Origin of the sequence: Thiobacillus denitrificans DSM 12475 (genome assembly GCF_000376425.1) — a bacterium.
GTDB lineage: Bacteria > Pseudomonadota > Gammaproteobacteria > Burkholderiales > Thiobacillaceae > Thiobacillus > Thiobacillus denitrificans.
In genome coordinates, this window is record NZ_AQWL01000001.1 from 331229 (window position 1) to 347996 (window position 16768).

Consider the following 16768-nt stretch of genomic DNA (forward strand, 5'->3'; position numbering starts at 1 on the left):
TCAAGGAAAGCGTGATGCCGCCGCGCGATAATTATAGCTCAGGGCGGGAACTTACTGCGCCGGCGCTACGTTGGGCTTCCGGTAGAGGGGGCAATTTGGTTAGAATGCCGGTTTTATCGCAACACGTTCAGGTTAGGTAAACATGAGCCAGGAAGCCGAAGGGCAAAAAGTGGACGCAAATAAACGAAAATTCCTGATCGCTGCGACCAGCGCGGTTGGGGGGGTCGCTGCTGTGGGAGTGGCAGTGCCGCTGGTCATGAGTATGCTGCCAAGCGCGCGCGCGAAAGCAGCGGGCGCGCCGGTGGAAGTGGATATCAGCAAGATCGAGCCGGGTATGCTGCTGACGGTCGAATGGCGCGGCAAGCCGGTGTGGGTCGTCAACCGCACCAAGGAGATGCTCGCCCAGTTGGGCAAGCATGACGACAAGCTGGCTGACGCCATGAGCGAGCAGCCGCAGCAGCCCGACTATTGCAAGAATGCGACCCGCTCGATCAAGCCGGAATATCTGGTGGCGGTCGGCATCTGCACCCACCTCGGCTGCTCGCCTAGCGAAAAACTCAAACTGGGTGGCGACAGTGGCATGGGCAGCGACTGGCCGGGCGGTTTCTTCTGCCCCTGCCACGGTTCGACGTTCGACCTTGCCGCACGTGTGTACAAGGGCGTGCCGGCCCCGACCAATCTGGTGATTCCGCCTCATCAATACCTCAGCGATGCCAGGTTGCTGATCGGTGTAGACGCAAAAGGAGCGTAAATAAATGTCTGCCCTGCAAAAAATGATGGGTTGGATCGACGATCGATTCCCGCTCACCGCCACCTACAAGGCGCACCTGTCCGAGTACTACGCGCCCAAGAACTTCAACTTCTGGTATTTCTTCGGTTCGCTGGCACTGCTGGTGCTGGTGCTGCAGATCGTCACCGGCATCTTCCTCACCATGAGCTACAAGCCGGATGCCGAACTCGCCTTTGCATCCGTCGAGTACATCATGCGCGACGTCGACTGGGGCTGGCTGATCCGCTACATGCACTCGACCGGCGCCTCGATGTTCTTCGTCGTCGTCTATCTGCACATGTTCCGCGGCCTGATGTACGGTTCCTACCGCAAGCCGCGCGAACTGATCTGGATCTTCGGCGTGCTGATCTACCTGGCGCTGATGGCCGAAGCCTTCCTCGGCTATCTGCTGCCGTGGGGCCAGATGTCGTTCTGGGGTGCGCAGGTGATCGTCAACCTGTTTGCCGCCGTGCCCTTCATCGGTGAAGACCTGTCGATCTGGATTCGCGGCGACTACGTGATTTCGGACGCCACGCTGAACCGCTTCTTCGCCTTCCACGTCATCGCCCTGCCGCTGGTGCTGATCGCGCTGGTTGCAGTGCACCTGGTGGCGCTGCACGAAGTCGGTTCCAACAACCCCGATGGCATCGAGATCAAGAAGAAAAAGGATCCGGTGACGCACATTCCGCTCGACGGCATTCCCTTTCATCCGTACTACACGGTGAAGGACATCGTCGGCGTCATTGTCTTCCTGATGGTGTTCTCGGCGATCGTGTTCTTCGCGCCGGAAATGGGCGGCTACTTCCTCGAAGCCAACAACTTCGTCCCCGCCGACTCGCTGAAGACGCCTGCGCACATCGCGCCGCTGTGGTATTTCACGCCGTTCTACGCAATCCTGCGTGCGGTGCCGCCGCTGTTCGGCTCACAGTTCCCGGGCGTGGTGGCGATGGGCCTGTCGATCGTCGTGCTGTTCTTCCTGCCTTGGCTCGACCGCGGCAAGGTCAAGTCGATCCGCTATCGCGGCCCGATCTACAAGATCATGCTTGCTTTGTTCCTCGTGTCCTTCATCGGGTTGGGCTATCTGGGCCTGTTGCCGTCCACCCCGGTGGCGACGATATTTGCCCAGGTTTTCTCAGTGATCTACTTCCTGTTTTTCCTGCTGATGCCCTGGTACACCTCGATTGACAAAACCAAACCGGAACCGGAAAGGGTGACTGGCTAAATGAAACGCTTGAAGAACTTTCTTTTCCTGCTGGCGGCAGCCCCCGTCGTGGCTTTTGCGTCGGGCGCCAGCATTCATCTGGACAAGGCGCCGGTCAATCTGTCCGACCAGGACTCCCTGCAGCGCGGCGCCCGCATGTTCGTGAACTACTGCCTCAACTGCCACAGCGCCGGTTCCATGCGCTACTCGCGTCTGCAGGATCTGGGTCTGACCGAGGACCAGATCAAGGAGAACCTGCTGTTTGCCGGCGAAAAGCCGGGCGAGACCATGAAGGTCGGCATGACCAAGGCCGACGGCAAGGCCTGGTTCGGCGCCACGCCACCCGACCTCAGCGTGATCGCGCGTTCGCGCGGGGCCGACTGGCTCTATACCTACCTGCGCAGCTTCTACCGTGACGACACCCGGACCACCGGCTGGAACAACGTCGTGTTCGACAAGGTGGGCATGCCGCACGTAATGTGGGATCTGCAGGGCGAAATGGTGCCGCACTACAGGAAGGAAGGCGAGCATGAAGTGATCGATCGCCTCGAACTGGCCAAGCCCGGCAGCGTCACCCTGGCCGAGTACGACGCCAAGGTCGGCGACCTGGTCAACTACCTGGTGTGGATGGGCGAGCCCGCGCAGGTCCAGCGCAAGCAGCTTGGCGTCATCGTGCTGATTTTTCTGGCGGTCTTCTTCGTGGTGGCCTATTACCTGAAGAAAGAGTTCTGGAAAGATATTCACTGAGTCGGGCCACACCATTTGCCAACAGCCGGACTGTGTCCGGCTGTTGGCATTTATCGATCCGGCCCCAACCCGCTTGAACGACAGGCGCTGACGCACTGCCCGCAAGCCATGCAGCATGCCAGCAACCAATATTCGAGCCCGCCTGCTACTGGCTGGAAACTCAGGCAGCCGGATTTCAAGTCAAAAAGCATCAACATACGCAACACGATAGGGAGCCCCTGCCATGATGACCTTGTATTCCGGTAGCACCGATCCGTACAGCCATCGCTGTCGCATCGTCCTGTTTGAGAAAGACATGGACTTTGAAGTCATCGATGTGGACATGCACAACAAGCCGGAAGAAATCGCCAGCATCAGCCCCAGCGGCAAGATGCCGGTGCTGGTCGAGCGCGACCTGATTCTGACCGAATCCAACATCATCAACGAATACATCGACGAGCGTTTTCCGCATCCGCAGCTGATGCCGCCGGATCCCGTCATGCGCGCGCGTGCACGACTGGTGCTGTTCAACTTCGAGCACGACCTGTTTACCCACGTCGATACGCTGGAGCACACCCTCGGCAAGTCGTCGGACAAGGCGCGCCAGGAAATCCGTGACAGCCTGTCGCAACTCACGCCCATCCTCACCAAGCAGAAATATCTGATGAACGACGAGTTCTCCATGCTGGACGTGGCGATCGCCCCACTGCTGTGGCGTCTCGAGCATTACGGCATCGAACTGCCGAAAATGGCGGCGCCGGTGCTCAAGTACCGTGAGCGCCTGTTCAGCCGCCCGGCCTTCATCAACGCGCTGACGCCCACCGAAAAGGCGCTGCGCAAGTAAGGGACGAGGACGGGTGGCCGAGATTTCAACCAAGCCTTATCTGATCCGCGCCCTGTATGAATGGTGCACGGATTCGGGTTTCACCCCGCAGCTGCTGGTTGCGGTGGATAGCCGCACCCGTGTGCCGCCCGGTTTCGTCAAGGACGGCCAGATTGTGCTGAACATCAGTGCGGCCTCCACCCGTAATCTCACCCTGGACAACGACTGGATCCAGTTTTCCGCGCGCTTTGGCGGCGTTTCGCACGAGATTTCCATTCCGGTGGATCGGGTAGCTGCCATCTTCACGCGCGAGAACGGCCAAGGCCTGCATTTCGAGCCGGTCGACGCATCCACGCCGCCACCCGGGCAGGCGCCATCGCCCCCGTCCCCGCCAGGCGATGCGCCGGCGCCGCCCAAGGGCAAACCCTCGCTCAAAGTCGTCAAGTAATCGGATTATCTCTCGTGCGACATCGCTATAATGTCGCCCGTCGCCGCTTTAGCTCAGTTGGTAGAGCAACCGCCTTGTAAGCGGTAGGTCGTCAGTTCGAATCCGACAAGCGGCACCAATTCAACATCCAATAATGTCCAGAAACACCCTTAAGCCCGCGTAAAACCGGGCTTTTTGTTTGCTTGTTCGTCCGGTAAGGTTTAGCATGATCCTAAGAGATACCCCCTCAGTTGGGGGTACATAAGGGGGTATGCCCCCAGGATAAAAACCACATACCCCCAAACCGGAGGAAAAATGGCCCTGAGCGACACGAAAATCCGCAGCATAAAGCCGTCGGACAAGCCCTATAAGCTGGCAGACGGTGGCGGCCTGTATCTGCTGATCAACCCCAGCGGGGGCAAATTGTGGCGGCTCAAATATCGTTTCGAGGGTAAGGAAAAGCTGCTGGCGCTGGGGGCATACCCAGATGTGGGCCTTGCCCTTGCCCGAGAGCGCCGGGAGGCGGCCCGCAAGCTGTTGGCAGACGGTACCGACCCCGGAGCGCATCGCAAGGCCGTGGAAGCCGACAAGGCGCGCATGGCGGCCAACAGCTTTGAGGCTGTTGGGCTGGAATGGCACGCCATGAAATCGAAGAAGTGGGCAAAGGTGACAGCGGATAAGGCGCTGGTCCACCTGCGCACCTATGTCTTTCCTGAAATTGGCCACCTGCCCATCGCCAGCATCAAGGCGTCGGTATTGCTGGACATGCTGCGCAAGGTGGAAGCCAAGGGCGTCGCCTACACTGCCACCCGCATCCGCGAAATGTGCGGGCAGATATTCCGCTATGGTGTCGCAACGGGAAGGGCCGAAGACAATCCGGCGGCGCATCTTGTTGGGGCACTTGCCAAGCCCGGCACCACGCACCGCCCCGCTATCACAGAGCGGCGCGAATTCGGGGTTTTCCTGCGTGATTTACGAGCCGCCACCCGATTCGACCCCATTACCCGCCATGCAGCCTATTTCGCCATGTTGACGATGGTGAGGGCTCAGGAATTCCGCTTCGCCCGGTGGGAGGAAATCGACCGGGATGCACAAGAGTGGAAAGTCCCAGCCACTCGCATGAAGGTGGGTAAGCAATTGCCTGCCCACACAGTCCCGCTGTCACGTCAGGCGTTGGAACTGTTGGATGAACTACATGGTTTGACTGGGCACACGCCTTATCTTTTCCCCAAGGCGAAGGGCTATGGCGAGAACGAAGTCATATCCGAGAACACAGTCGGCAAGCTGCTCAACAATCTGGGCTATCAGGGCCGGCAGTGCGTACATGGGTTCAGAGCTTCAGCGCGCTCAATCCTCAGTGAGCAGGGCTGGAGTGTAGAAGCAATGGAGCGCCAGCTAGACCACAAGGAAGCCGACGGCACTGTGGCTGCCTATGCCCGGAGCCAACACCTACCCGAGCGGCGGCGCATGATGCAAGCCTGGGCGGACACCTGTGACGCGCTGGAAACAGGTGCGGATGTGGTGCCAATCCATAGCCGCCAGAAGCCCTGATCCCTCACCCAGTTACCGTCGTTTTCTTGTTGTATGGGTTCGAATCCCACAGCCTTAGGGGGCAGATATGCAACGCAAGATTAGATCGAAATCTGTAAGCCGGTATCCGGCCAGAAACAGAAACTCGGATTGAGGCTGTTGACTATCTCTTGTTCGGCCTGAGCGATCACTTTCCTCAAACCAGTAAGGTAAATGCGATCGACCAAGCAAAGCCTTGCACAAACCTTCTTGGATGGATAACGTCGACAGCGGAGGAAATAATTTAATGCACATCGCTCATGTCGAAATCGCCAACTTTCGCAAGCTTTACTCAGTCAGAATCGATCTCACGGATAAGACCACCCTGTTTGTAGGCGCAAATAACAGTGGAAAGACATCTGCTATCCAAGCTCTGCGCCGTTTTCTTGTTAAAAAGGGAAAGGGGTTCAGAACACAAGATTTCACCCTTGCGCACTGGAGCGCCATCGACGAAATCGGAAAAACGTGGGAAGCAGCAACAGAAGACAACCCCGTCGAACTTGATCCCAACCTCTGGACACCTTTCCTCCCAATGCTAGATATCTGGCTGAAGGTTGAGAACAATGAAATCCACCACGTCAGCGAGTTGTTGCCAAGCCTCGACTGGGCTGGTGGATTGTTGGGCGTGAGGTTGTGTCTGAGACCCAAAGACCTTGAAGGGCTCTATCGCGAGTTCCGGACTGCCATTCAGGATGTCCACAAGCTTCACCAAGCCGCAAAAGACGCCGAAGCAAAGGGAGAGGAGGGCGCTGAAAAAACTGAAATGAAGCTCACGCTCTGGCCAGTCAGTCTCACAGATTTTCTTAGCCGCAAGTTGTCTCAGCACTTGGAGATGCAGACATTTTTGTTGGACCCGGAAAAGTTGGTTGACCCCGTTAATGGTCAGGCGAAGCCGCAGGTGCTTGCGGAAGATGCACTCTCGCTCGATACCGACCCTCTCCACGGGCTCATTCGCGTGAATGAGATCAATGCTCAGCGTGGCTTGGGCGAGACCGACGGTGCTGACATTGACCCAGAATCCACAAAAAACCACGACAGTCAAAAGCTCTCGGATCAGCTGCGCACTTACTACACGAAACACCTTGACCCGTTTCAGACACCAGACGTTGCCGACCTTGCTGCACTTCAAGCCATCGAGGCGGCCCAAGAAGCCTTTGATAAGCGACTGCACGCAAGTTTCGCCGACGCCTTCACCGAAGTGGAGGGCATGGGTTATCCGGGTGTGTCGGACCCCAAGCTAAAAATCACCTCCAAGCTCAAGACGGTTGACGGGCTTGATCACGATGCCGCAGTCTCGTTCGAGATTCAGATGGTCAGTAAAGTTGGAGCAGTAGTGCCGATTCTTAGGCTGCCGGAAAGCTACAACGGCCTTGGCTATCAGAATTTGATCTCCATGATCTTCCGGCTGATGAGTTTCCGCGACGCGTGGATGCGTGTCGGAAAAGCTAGCAAAATTGGAATCGAGTCGAAGTTTGAACCTATTCACCTGGTTCTAGTTGAAGAGCCGGAGGCCCATCTTCACGCCCAAGTGCAGCAGGTCTTCATCAACAAAGCATATAAGGTTCTCCGGGACCATGACCACCTTGGTGAGAATCCCGCCCTACAGACGCAGCTCATTGTTAGCACGCACTCAAGCCATGTGGCGCACGAAGCAAAATTCGCGTGCCTACGGTACTTTCGCCGCTTGCCCGCCGGAATGGGATCAACGGTTCCCATTTCCACGGTCATCAATCTGTCTGGCGTGTTTGGGGAAGGGACTGAGACTGAGCGGTTCGTAACCAGATATCTACGTGCTCATCATAGCGACCTTTTTTTTGCGGATGCTGCCATCCTCGTTGAAGGCCCCGCGGAAAAGATACTCGTCCCCAACTTCATTCGGGAGCACTATGATTTTTTAACTCAGTGCTACATCACACTCCTTGAAATCAATGGCAGCCACGCGCATCGGCTTAAGCCTCTCATCGACGAGCTAGGCCTCCTCACTCTGGTGGTCACTGATCTGGATGCGGGTGAAGTTGAAGGTGAAGGTGAAAAGGTCAAAGCGGCGCCTGTAAGGCGCGGAGCGGATCAACGAACCAACAACAACGTCCTGAAGAGTTGGGCTCCTATGCTTGTGGGGGTAGACGACCTCCTGGCTGCAATACCCGAGCAGAAAACTCTCGAGGGCGATCAGTTGTTTGCCGTCCGCGTGGCTTATCAGCTTCCCATCTCTGTACTCAAGAATGACGGCGAAGGAAAGGATGAAGCGCTCCCTAGTACGTTTGAGGATGCACTTGTCTTTGAGAATACAGAGATATTCTCAAAGCTAGAAGGCAATGGGCTGGTCAAGAAATTTAGAAACGCCCTGAATGCGAACAACGATGCCACCATTACAGCAGATTCACTGTTTCAAGCTCTGCGGGGTGGCAATAAAGCAGAGTTTGCTCTGGACGTGTTGCTTAGCGAAGAATTCTGCAAACTTAAGTGTCCAGGTTATATTTCTGAAGGTTTAATGTGGCTTCAGGAGCGTCTTAAGGAAAAGCAGGTTGACGTGCTTCCCAGTATCGAAGACGGAGTCGTGGCTGAATGAGCGATCCAGGCGCAATAGATGACAACACGATAGACGCGGGTGTCGAGGAAGAGATACACGCATGCCTCGATCTTGCACAGCCCCGAAGCTTCTTCCTCTACGCGGGAGCGGGGTCTGGAAAGACTAGATCGCTAGTCAATGCTCTAAAAAAAGTTCAAACCGACTCGCGAAAACAACTTCTTCTTGCTGGGCGCGGCGTTGCCGTCATCACCTACACCAACAACGCTTGCGATGAGATTAAGCAGCGTCTCGACTTTGATCCACTCGTTAAAGTCTCCACAATCCATTCCTTGGCGTGGTCGCTGATCGGTGGCTATCACGGAGATATCCGTGAGTGGCTTCGAGAGAACATCAAACAAAAACTAGTTGAGCTGGAAGCGGCAGCGTCAAAGGGCAGGCCGGGTACCAAGACAGCAGAGGACCGTCAACGCTCAATCGCAAGCGGTCAAAGACGACTCGCCCGCCTCGAATCAATCAAACGCTTTGTTTACAGCCCTACAGGTAATAATCGAACGCGGGACTCTCTCAATCACAGTGAAGTCATCGGTATAGCCGCTGACTTCCTCAAAGAAAAGCCACTACTCCAGAATACTCTGGTGAGTAAGTATCCAATCCTTTTCATTGACGAAAGCCAGGACACTAACAAGAACCTGATGGATGCGTTCCTGGCAGTCCAGCAAGCTCAAAAGGATCGCTTCTGTTTGGGCCTCTTCGGAGACACCATGCAGCGCATCTATGCGGATGGAAAGGTAGGACTCGAGAAAGCGATTCCAGCTGACTGGGCAACGCCAGTTAAGAAGTTGAATTATCGCTGCCCTCAGCGCGTCATTCAGCTCATTAATCGCGTCCGCTCAGCTGCTGATGGACAAATGCAGCAGGGACACAAAGACAGTGCACAGGGTTTTGTTCGGCTTTTCATTCTCCCCAGCAACATGGCGGTCGTGGCTGAGGTAGAAGAGCCGTTCGCCACCAAGATGGCGGAGGTGACTGGAGACGCCGGATGGTCAAAGGGTGAATTTAAGACGCTCATTCTCGAACACCACATGGCTGCACGCCGTTTGGGATTCGATGCGATGTTTGCGCCACTCTACGCGGTTGAACGGCTCAAGACATCGCTGCTGGACGGATCACTATCCAGCCTTCGCCTTTTCTCTGAAGAAGTTTTACCCGTAGTTGAGGCCTATAGAAGTGACAACTCCTTTCGTGTCGCAGAGATTGCCCGAAAATATTCTCCGCTCCTTCGTCCGGAAGCCCTCTTTGCGGCCGGCTCAAACCAACTAATCCAGCTTCAAAAGACAAAGGCGGCCGTGGCTGAAGTTGCTAAGCTGTGGGATAACGATGCTCATCCCTCCTTTCAGCAGGTGCTAGATACACTTGCCGCGACGAAGTTATTTGTGATTCCTGACGCACTCACGATCTTTGTTTCGCAAGAGGATGCGGATGCAACCAAAGATAAACTGGCAGAGGACAAGGCCATCGATGATCAGGAAGAGGACGAGCTAAGTGAGGTTGACATCGAGTTGGAGGGATGGCGGAAATTTCTCGCCACCCCTTTTGATCAGATCAAGGCATACGCCGACTATGTGGCAGGAACGTCCCCCTTTGGTACCCACCAAGGCGTGAAGGGTCTCGAATTCCCCAGGGTTAAGGTCGTGGTGAGCGACGAGGAAGCGCGTGGTTTCATGTTCAGCTATGAAAAATTGTTCGGCGCAAAAGCCAAGAGTGCCGCAGACCTTAAGAACGAAGAGGCAGGGGACGAGACCACGATTGATCGCACGCGCCGCCTCTTTTATGTGACATGCAGCCGCGCTATGGAAAGTCTTGCGATTGTGGCTTATTCCGAGCAACCGGACGCAATTCGAGAGATGGTCGTAGGTGAGGGGTGGTTCACTGCAGACGAAGTTGAAGTTCTAAAGAACTAGAGACTTTTCGTTCGTTTTTTGAATTCCCCCAGATTCAGTCGGCACCTTTTAACCCTAGGCTATCTGTCTGCTTTGCCCTGCGAATTCCAGACGGATAAGTTGGCGCGAACTTTCACGTTTGGCGGATACCTGACCCATAAACCACATTTTCCGTCATGAGCATGCTTATCCCAGCGCCACCCTTTGCCCATACTCATGGCCACTACTCTGAGTGTGGGGCCCCCATCATGTCTTGGTAATAGCGCCGTACAGTTATTGACACAAGTCCAAGGGGAGCAAGGCTCAGGCATTCCGGAATTTTCAAAATCCGCGTCGGGGATACGCTCTGAGGGCAGGGTCCCTAAGGGCCGGCGCTCTATGCGCCACTGCTGAAAGCGTGTGGCGATAATCAGGTTTGCGTATTCCACGCCCTTGATCTGCCACCCTAAGGGCTCCCCATACTGGCCTGGCTGATCGCTCCATAGGCGGGCCAGTCTAAAGGGATGGTCTCTACGAGGTGCCATAGGACCGCCCATAAGTTTTACGTAGGCCTGCCAGTCCCCTAGATCGGCTGCGGCGGATAACTCAGCGACCGCGCCCTCAGGGCCGCCACCCTTAAGGCGACGAAGCTCACGCCATACACTGACGGGCGGCCCGCCGATTTGCTGGAACTGGCGAATGCCCCAGGCGCTGGCCCAAGCCTTAACGCGCTCTGCACCCTCAACGGGGTTTTCGCCATAGACGCCGGAATCAAGCGCAAAGCCATCGATGTTTTTGGAGATGTACTTGGCGATGTATCCGACGGCACTACCCTTGCTGCAGTCAATGGCCACGGCCTTGAAGCGATGTTTTTTAGCGCCGTCCTCGTCGCCGTCAGTTTGCAGGGCGTATTTTTTGAACAATGCTCTTACCGTATCGATCTGGTTTGGCTGCACGAACAGCAGCAAATGCCAATGTGGTGTGCCATCGTGCTGGGGCTCTGCAATCCTGAAGCCGTAAACGCCCACGCCTTGGCGTGCGGCAGCCGCACGGATACGAGCCCAAACCGTTGCTAGATAGGCTTGGGCTTCTTTAGGGGTTGTCCCGTCATACTTCGGATTAGGCTTGCCAGATTTCCTGTGGCTCGCGTGCATACGGGAAGGGCAGGTGACGGTGTAAAACTCGGCAGCGTGCCCAAGTGATTTGGCTATGTCCTCGAACCCACGGGCACGGGTCATCAGTTCGGCGCGCCGGATGCGTGGATTCGATATGGTTACATCCGAAAGCTCAGCCAGGCTCTGGCAGTATCCAGAATCGTTTACCGCTTGCATGGATTCCAGGATGCGACGGTTTCGCCTGTGTTGCTGGCGCTTGCGTTCCAGCGTTTCATCGCTGGCATAAATGCCCGCTTGGGCTTTGACTAATCCGACTTGAATAGCGGCAGCTTCAATGTCTCGCCCGTGGCGGCTGCGTAGTTGCCTGCGCCACCATCTGCTGTCCCTACTGGTAACACGGCGGATAAATCCCGTAACGGGATGGGTAGTTTGCCCCACTCGGATGCGTGGTTCTTTCTCTGTAACGGTAACGGTAACGGTAACGGTAACGGTAACGGTATCGGTATCGGTATCGGTATCGGTATCGGTATCGGTATCTGTAACAGGGGCAGCGTCCAGCCTGTAACGGTTACAGATACGGAGGAGGAGCCTGAGGGTTTCATCAAGGCGTCCCGGGTAGAGGTCCAATGCTTCCCGGCATCGCTTACTTGCTCGTTCGGCTTCCGATACCAGCTCGTCATCATTCCAGGCAAGCGCCATGCTGGAGGGCTTGAACTTGTCCTGCATCTCCAGCAGGAAAAGATTGGCTTCGCGTAGCCCTTGGGTGTCGTGACGCTCCCGGTATGTCTTGGCTACCGCATATGCAATCTTGTTTGGCCATTGCCGGAAAATCTCATGGCGAAAGCGCCGATCATCGCCATCGCTGTTATCCAAATGCCAAACGATGCGCTCAGCCTCAGAAGCCCACTCCGACGGCGGACACACACGCTTTGCCGGGCGCATGGCCTAAACGCTCAGACTGGTGGCTGATTTGCGGGCTGCTTCGAGTCTGGTCACCAAAGCGCGAATCTCAGCATCGACCATGCCCGCTATGCGTGCGGCATTGAGTGCGGCAACCTCAGAAGCAGGCCAGGCCACAGAGCGTGGGCCGAGCTTTACGGGCTTGGGCCAGAGGCCTTGCTGAATGCGAAGGTAGATCGTTGAGCGAGACGCGCCAGTTTCGGCCTTGACACTAGGAAGCCGCAGGAGTCGTTGAACCATCGTTGCACCTCAGTGGTGGATTAGGATGGTTCGCAGTTTTAAGATTCTGTCAGGGCAAGAATAGGCGCAGTAGGTCGCGGGGATTGTGCGGAAAATAAGCTGAATCCCGCGCTGCTACTGGTGGGGGAGGGCGCGGGTAACTATTTGCGTGGGCCGGTTGGGAGGCCGTCGGCGCGCAAGATTGTTGCCATGATTTCGGCAGTTCGCCTAGCCACATCTTGTTTGACCAGCCACTCGGTGACTTGCTCATTGGTGGGGGCTGTCGAAGGTTGGCCGGGTTGGTAATTTTTCCAGAAAATGTCGGCGGCGCGGGCCAGTTTTCTAAGCAAGTCGGTTTCGTGGCGCCCCCATGGCCAGCCAGTGACTTGAAGATTCATTTCAGGCTGCCAAGGGAATCCCTCGGGAAAGGGCAGCACTTTGGCATTTGCCCAGGAGGCAAAAATGGTCAGGTCTATTTCGCTTTCTTCAAGGTGTTCCGGGTCGAGTTTGTCGGGCGTGAGGAGGCCCGCGCCTATGCCCGTTTTTGCTAGCCCGAGCACCGTATGGAATTTTGGCGGCGTGTGGATAAACACTGTGTTCAGTATGCCGGGCCCAATTTCAAGTCTGGTGGGCTCAAGCTCGCAAAGCAGGGCGACGGCCTGCCATAACTTGGCTTTGCGCCTTCTTTCCCACTGCGCCCAATCGGGGCGGGGAATCGTCCAATAGGAATCGTCGGCCGGGTTGCTAGGGGTGTTCATGGTTGCATTCAGGCGGTGGGCGGCAAAGCCATGATACCTGCGCGACAAGGGCGAGGCGTTTTCGGTTGCGGGCGACAGGTGGGGGTATATTTGGGGGTATCACGTCTCTTCGTTTAGCGTGATAGCCCACTAAATATGGCTTGTGTTGGCAATTATGGGTCAGACAAGCGCACCAATTAAACATCCAACAATGTCCAGCAACACCCTGAAGCCCGCGTAAAACCGGGCTTTTTGTTTGCCTGTTCGTCCGGTAAGGTTTAGGACGATTCCAAGAAATACCCCCTCATGTAGGGGTACTTAAAGGGGTATGTTCTCCGCCATCGGCAGACGCGTGTTCGAGGCGCGTCAGGACGATGCAGAGTGCGCCCTGTGGCATGCCTATATCATTCGCAATCCCGTCGCGTATGCAGATAAACCGCATTTCCGGATGCTCTGCAAGCAGTTCCGCCGCCAAATAAGACAGCACTATCCTGTCACAATGGCGGCCAAGATGGCGAGTGCGTCGATTTGATTTCAGCTTGCAGGATGCAGTAACAAGTACTGCTATAGCGGATCGGGCCAGAGCCTGTTCGCCATCAAGCCGGATGGGTGCCGTGTTATTCGATCCCCAGCCGCTCCAGACGGTAGCGCAGGCTGCGGAAGGTGACGCCAAGCACGCGCGCGGCAGCGGTCTTGTTGTAGCGCGTTTGTTCCAGTGCTTCGAGGATGGCGGCGCGCTCCGCCTGGTCGAGGTAGTCCTGCAGCGGATATTTGCAGCCGGCGGCGGCGCTGGCCGGGAGCGGGGCCGGCGCAAGGTTGAGGTCGGCGCTGCGGATGCAGCGGTCTTCGCACAACGCCAGCGCGCGCTCCAGGGTGTTTTCGAGTTCGCGTACGTTGCCCGGGAAGGCGTAGGCGCGCAGCGCTTTTTCGGCGTCGCGGTCGAGTTTGACCTCGGCGCCGCCGAGCTTGTCGAGCAGGAAACGCGCCATCTCGGGAATGTCTTCGGCGCGCTCGCGCAGGCTGGGCATCACCAGATCGATGACGTTCAGGCGGTAATACAGATCCTGGCGGAAACGCCCAACCTCTACCAGTGCGCCCAGATTCTGGTGGGTCGCGCTGACGATGCGCACGTCAACCGCTTCTTCGGTGGTGGCGCCGACCTTGCGTACTTTTTTTTCCTGCAGCACGCGCAGCAGTTTCACCTGCATCGACAAGGGCAGGTCGGCGATTTCGTCGAGGAACAGGGTGCCGCCGTCCGCTGCCTGGAAGAATCCACTGCGATCGGCGTCGGCGCCGGTGAACGCACCTTTGCGATAGCCGAAAAATTCGCTTTCCATCAGCGTTTCGGGGATCGCGCCGCAATTGACGGCGACGAAGGGCTTGTCCGAGCGGTTGCCCAGCCGGTGGATCAGCCGTGCGGCGAGCTCCTTGCCGCTGCCCGATTCGCCGGCGATATGCACCGGCGCCTGGGTGCGGGCGAGTTTGGCGATGCGGGTGCGGATTTCCTGCATGGCTGTGGACTGGCCGATCAGGTCGCGTGCAGTCACGTCCGCCTGGGTGGCTTCAGGAATGTTCAGCGCGGATTTGACTAAGGTGCGCAACTGGTCGAGCGCCACCGGTTTGGCCAGGTAGTCGAAGGCCCCGGCTTTGAGGGCGGCGACCGCATTGCCGGCGTTGCCATAGGCCGTGATGACGGCCACCGGAACCGGCGCCGTCAGCGCACTGGCGCAAGCGACCACGTCCAGCCCTTCGCCGTCTCCCAGCCGCATGTCGGTGAGGCAGAGGTCGTAATGCGTCTGCGCCAGGCGGGCCTGCGCTTCGGCCACGCTGTTCGCTCGCTCGGTTTCCAGCCCCATTTTGACCAGAGCCAGCTCCATCAGGTCGAGCAGGTCGGGCTCGTCGTCCACCAACAGTATGCGCGGAGAGGCTGCCATGGCTACTCCCTGCCGTGTACGCTGAGACGGAAGCATGCGCCATCCGTGCCGGGCACGTAGGCCAGCACCGCGTGATTGGCTTCGGCCAGCTCGCGCGCGAGGAACAGGCCGAGCCCGGTACCTTGCGCATCGGTGGTGAAAAATGGTTCGAAAAGCCGGCTCTGGTGTTCCGGCGTCAGCCCCGGGCCGTCGTCGCGGATATCCAGGTGCGCGGCATCGCCCTGCGTCAGCAGACGGATATGAATACTAGCCGTCTGCTTGCGGCAAAAGCGCCATGCATTGCGCAGCAGATTCCACACGATCTGGCGCAGGTGGTCGGGGTCGAACTGGAAACGTGCGGTATCGGGCATGCTCACTATGACGGCGTCCACCGGGATTTCTTCAGTCTGGCGCAGTTCGTCGATCAGTGCGACCAGCATCGTGACCTCGAAACCAACCGGGTTGAGGCGGTCGCGCCGGTTGAGCGTCAGCACCTCTTCCACCAGGCGGTCGAGACGGCGGGTATTGTTTTCGATGATGCTGGTCAGTTTCGCCTGCGCCGGATCGTGCGTGTCCTCGCGCAGCAGCTGCGCCGCCTGGCTGATGGCCGACAGCGGATTGCGGATTTCATGCGCGATATTGGCGGTGAGCCGCCCCAGTGCCGCCAGCTTCAGCCGCTGCGCGTCCTGTTCGGCCTGGCTTTGGTCTTCCAGCACCAGCACCCGGCTGTCGTCAGTCGTGGCAAGCGGGATGCAGCGTATGCGCAACTGCGCAGCCTGGGTGCTCAGGGTATGCGCGCTCTGCGGGCTGCATTGCTGCGACAGGACGTGCGCTAGTTCGGGTGCGCAGTCGGCCAGCCGGGTGACGCCAGGCACCACCGGCGCCGCGATGCCGAGCAGCGCCAGCGCACGCGGACTGGCGTGGCGCACCACGCCGTCGCCGCGCACCGCCAGCAGGCCGTCGGGTGAGTTCTCGATCGCCAGCGCGTTGATGCGATTCAGCAGCGCCAGCTCGCCGGCCTGATGCTGCGCCAGCGTTTCCGACTGCAGCGCGCGTCGGGTCAGCGCGTGTGCCAGCCAGCCGATAGCGAAATAGCCGGCGCACAGCAGCCCGACCCGGAAAAAGCCGTCCATCCCCTGGCTGCCGCCAAGAATGCCGGAAGCATGCTGCAGCAGCACGGCAATCGACGCCATCGCCGCATACAGCAGGGTCAGCCGCCCGCTGCCCACCAGGCCGCCCGAGGCGATGGAAATCGCCAGCAGCAGGCCCATGCCGCCTGCCAGCTGTTCGCTGGTCGACATCATCAGCATCACCAGCACGATATCGGCGGTGATGTGGGCGGTGAGCTGGATCTGGAACCCCGGCCAGCGCGCGCGGATACCCAGCACAAACAGCGCCGCGATCAGCAGATAGGCATAGGCGAAGGCCTGAAAATGCTCGGAAGCGCCTTCGTGGAACAGTTCCGAGGTGCCGAACAGCAGCCCGGTGAACACCAGCGCCACCGCCAGGGTCAGGCGATACAGATTGAAGTAATCGAGACTGCGCCAGTGCGACGCATAATAGCCCTGAGTGGCCGGGCGCGGCATGGGGGGTGCCGCTGCGTTCATTTTTTACTGCGTTGCTGGTGCTCGGGGGTGCAGAAAAATTCGCCGCCGGAATAGATGGCCTCGCTGCGTGGCAGGTTCACCCCGCAATGCACGCATTTCACCATGTCTTCGACGGTCTGCTTGCGCGCCGGCGCGGGCGGTTTGTGAAGCGAGCGCTGGTAGGCGCGAAACAGCGCCAGTACCAGAAATACGATTGCAATCAGCAGCAGAACCTTGAGCACGCCTTCTCCTTAAAATGCCACCCAGCATAGCA

General features: G+C 57.8%; 15 protein-coding genes and 1 tRNA gene. 10 read left to right on the forward strand and 6 right to left on the reverse strand.

Annotated features, from left to right (window positions below; genetic code table 11):
- The first annotated feature begins 142 nt into the window (after window positions 1-142).
- The 9 genes from petA to B059_RS0101830 all read left to right on the forward strand — a co-directional run bounded on the left by petA (window position 143) and on the right by B059_RS0101830 (window position 10006).
- On the forward strand, window positions 143-751 hold the full coding sequence (petA, locus tag B059_RS0101790) for a ubiquinol-cytochrome c reductase iron-sulfur subunit (protein WP_018076525.1): 609 nt from the start codon (window positions 143-145) through the stop codon (window positions 749-751).
- A gap of 4 nt (window positions 752-755) precedes the next feature.
- Window positions 756-1991: a cytochrome b gene (locus tag B059_RS0101795; RefSeq protein WP_018076526.1), complete on the forward strand. Its 1236-nt coding sequence runs from the start codon at window positions 756-758 to the stop codon at window positions 1989-1991.
- Entirely contained in the window at window positions 1992-2717 is a 726-nt protein-coding gene (locus B059_RS0101800; protein WP_018076527.1) for a cytochrome c1, read from the forward strand. It begins immediately after the preceding gene.
- A 223-nt stretch (window positions 2718-2940) separates the two neighbouring features.
- A complete protein-coding gene (locus B059_RS0101805; protein WP_018076528.1) occupies window positions 2941-3540 on the forward strand; it encodes a glutathione S-transferase N-terminal domain-containing protein in 600 nt (199 codons plus the stop codon).
- Between the two features lie 13 nt (window positions 3541-3553).
- On the forward strand, window positions 3554-3967 hold the full coding sequence (locus tag B059_RS0101810; protein WP_018076529.1) for a ClpXP protease specificity-enhancing factor: 414 nt from the start codon (window positions 3554-3556) through the stop codon (window positions 3965-3967).
- Between the two features lie 42 nt (window positions 3968-4009).
- Window positions 4010-4085: transfer RNA gene (locus B059_RS0101815), tRNA-Thr, on the forward strand.
- Window positions 4086-4261: 176 nt separating this feature from the next.
- Window positions 4262-5497 (forward strand): tyrosine-type recombinase/integrase, encoded by a 1236-nt coding sequence (locus B059_RS0101820; RefSeq protein ID WP_018076530.1) that lies wholly within the window; start codon window positions 4262-4264, stop codon window positions 5495-5497.
- A 265-nt stretch (window positions 5498-5762) separates the two neighbouring features.
- Window positions 5763-8084, forward strand: a complete 2322-nt coding sequence (locus B059_RS0101825) for an AAA family ATPase (protein WP_018076531.1) — start codon at window positions 5763-5765, stop codon at window positions 8082-8084.
- Window positions 8081-10006 carry a UvrD-helicase domain-containing protein gene (locus tag B059_RS0101830; protein WP_018076532.1) on the forward strand — a complete coding sequence of 642 codons (1926 nt, stop codon included), beginning with the start codon at window positions 8081-8083 and terminating at the stop codon, window positions 10004-10006. Before B059_RS0101825 ends, B059_RS0101830 begins: the two co-directional genes overlap by 4 nt.
- Window positions 10007-10065: 59 nt before the next feature.
- Here B059_RS0101830 and B059_RS19840 read toward each other — a convergent pair whose 3' ends face one another.
- The 3 genes from B059_RS19840 to B059_RS0101840 all read right to left on the reverse strand — a co-directional run bounded on the left by B059_RS19840 (window position 10066) and on the right by B059_RS0101840 (window position 13016).
- Window positions 10066-11952 (reverse strand): replication endonuclease, encoded by a 1887-nt coding sequence (locus B059_RS19840; protein WP_157273575.1) that lies wholly within the window; start codon window positions 11950-11952, stop codon window positions 10066-10068.
- Between the two features lie 72 nt (window positions 11953-12024).
- The gene (locus B059_RS20170) at window positions 12025-12279 is read right to left on the reverse strand and encodes a helix-turn-helix transcriptional regulator (protein WP_081601564.1); all 255 of its coding nucleotides are present in this window, start codon (window positions 12277-12279) and stop codon (window positions 12025-12027) included.
- A 140-nt stretch (window positions 12280-12419) separates the two neighbouring features.
- On the reverse strand, window positions 12420-13016 hold the full coding sequence (locus B059_RS0101840; protein WP_018076534.1) for a hypothetical protein: 597 nt from the start codon (window positions 13014-13016) through the stop codon (window positions 12420-12422).
- 307 nt (window positions 13017-13323) lie between these two features.
- Here B059_RS0101840 and B059_RS0101845 point away from each other — a divergent pair, with 307 nt between their 5' ends.
- Window positions 13324-13527 carry a hypothetical protein gene (locus B059_RS0101845; protein ID WP_018076535.1) on the forward strand — a complete coding sequence of 68 codons (204 nt, stop codon included), beginning with the start codon at window positions 13324-13326 and terminating at the stop codon, window positions 13525-13527.
- 85 nt (window positions 13528-13612) lie between these two features.
- Here the strand turns inward: B059_RS0101845 and B059_RS0101850 are convergent, their stop codons facing one another.
- The 3 genes from B059_RS0101850 to B059_RS0101860 are packed head-to-tail and all read right to left on the reverse strand — an operon-like array spanning window position 13613 to window position 16736.
- The gene (locus B059_RS0101850; protein ID WP_018076536.1) at window positions 13613-14929 is read right to left on the reverse strand and encodes a sigma-54-dependent transcriptional regulator; all 1317 of its coding nucleotides are present in this window, start codon (window positions 14927-14929) and stop codon (window positions 13613-13615) included.
- Between the two features lie 2 nt (window positions 14930-14931).
- Complete coding sequence (locus tag B059_RS0101855; RefSeq protein ID WP_245538705.1) at window positions 14932-16515, reverse strand: two-component system sensor histidine kinase NtrB; 1584 nt, start codon at window positions 16513-16515, stop codon at window positions 14932-14934.
- Entirely contained in the window at window positions 16512-16736 is a 225-nt protein-coding gene (locus tag B059_RS0101860; protein WP_018076538.1) for a PP0621 family protein, read from the reverse strand. Before B059_RS0101860 ends, B059_RS0101855 begins: the two co-directional genes overlap by 4 nt.
- Between the last annotated feature and the right edge of the window lie 32 nt (window positions 16737-16768).

Excerpts from the sequence above, each read along its gene's own strand:
- petA (WP_018076525.1), top strand. The coding sequence starts at position 143 with ATGAGCCAGGAAGCCGAAGGGCAAAAAGTGGACGCAAATAAACGAAAA.
- B059_RS0101795 (WP_018076526.1), top strand. The coding sequence starts at position 756 with ATGTCTGCCCTGCAAAAAATGATGGGTTGGATCGACGATCGATTCCCG.
- B059_RS0101800 (WP_018076527.1), top strand. The coding sequence starts at position 1,992 with ATGAAACGCTTGAAGAACTTTCTTTTCCTGCTGGCGGCAGCCCCCGTC.
- B059_RS0101805 (WP_018076528.1), top strand. The coding sequence starts at position 2,941 with ATGATGACCTTGTATTCCGGTAGCACCGATCCGTACAGCCATCGCTGT.
- B059_RS0101820 (WP_018076530.1), top strand. The coding sequence starts at position 4,262 with ATGGCCCTGAGCGACACGAAAATCCGCAGCATAAAGCCGTCGGACAAG.
- B059_RS0101825 (WP_018076531.1), top strand. The coding sequence starts at position 5,763 with ATGCACATCGCTCATGTCGAAATCGCCAACTTTCGCAAGCTTTACTCA.
- B059_RS0101830 (WP_018076532.1), top strand. The coding sequence starts at position 8,081 with ATGAGCGATCCAGGCGCAATAGATGACAACACGATAGACGCGGGTGTC.
- B059_RS20170 (WP_081601564.1), bottom strand. The coding sequence starts at position 12,279 with ATGGTTCAACGACTCCTGCGGCTTCCTAGTGTCAAGGCCGAAACTGGC.
- B059_RS0101840 (WP_018076534.1), bottom strand. The coding sequence starts at position 13,016 with ATGAACACCCCTAGCAACCCGGCCGACGATTCCTATTGGACGATTCCC.
- B059_RS0101845 (WP_018076535.1), top strand. The coding sequence starts at position 13,324 with ATGTTCTCCGCCATCGGCAGACGCGTGTTCGAGGCGCGTCAGGACGAT.
- B059_RS0101850 (WP_018076536.1), bottom strand. The coding sequence starts at position 14,929 with ATGGCAGCCTCTCCGCGCATACTGTTGGTGGACGACGAGCCCGACCTG.
- B059_RS0101855 (WP_245538705.1), bottom strand. The coding sequence starts at position 16,515 with ATGAACGCAGCGGCACCCCCCATGCCGCGCCCGGCCACTCAGGGCTAT.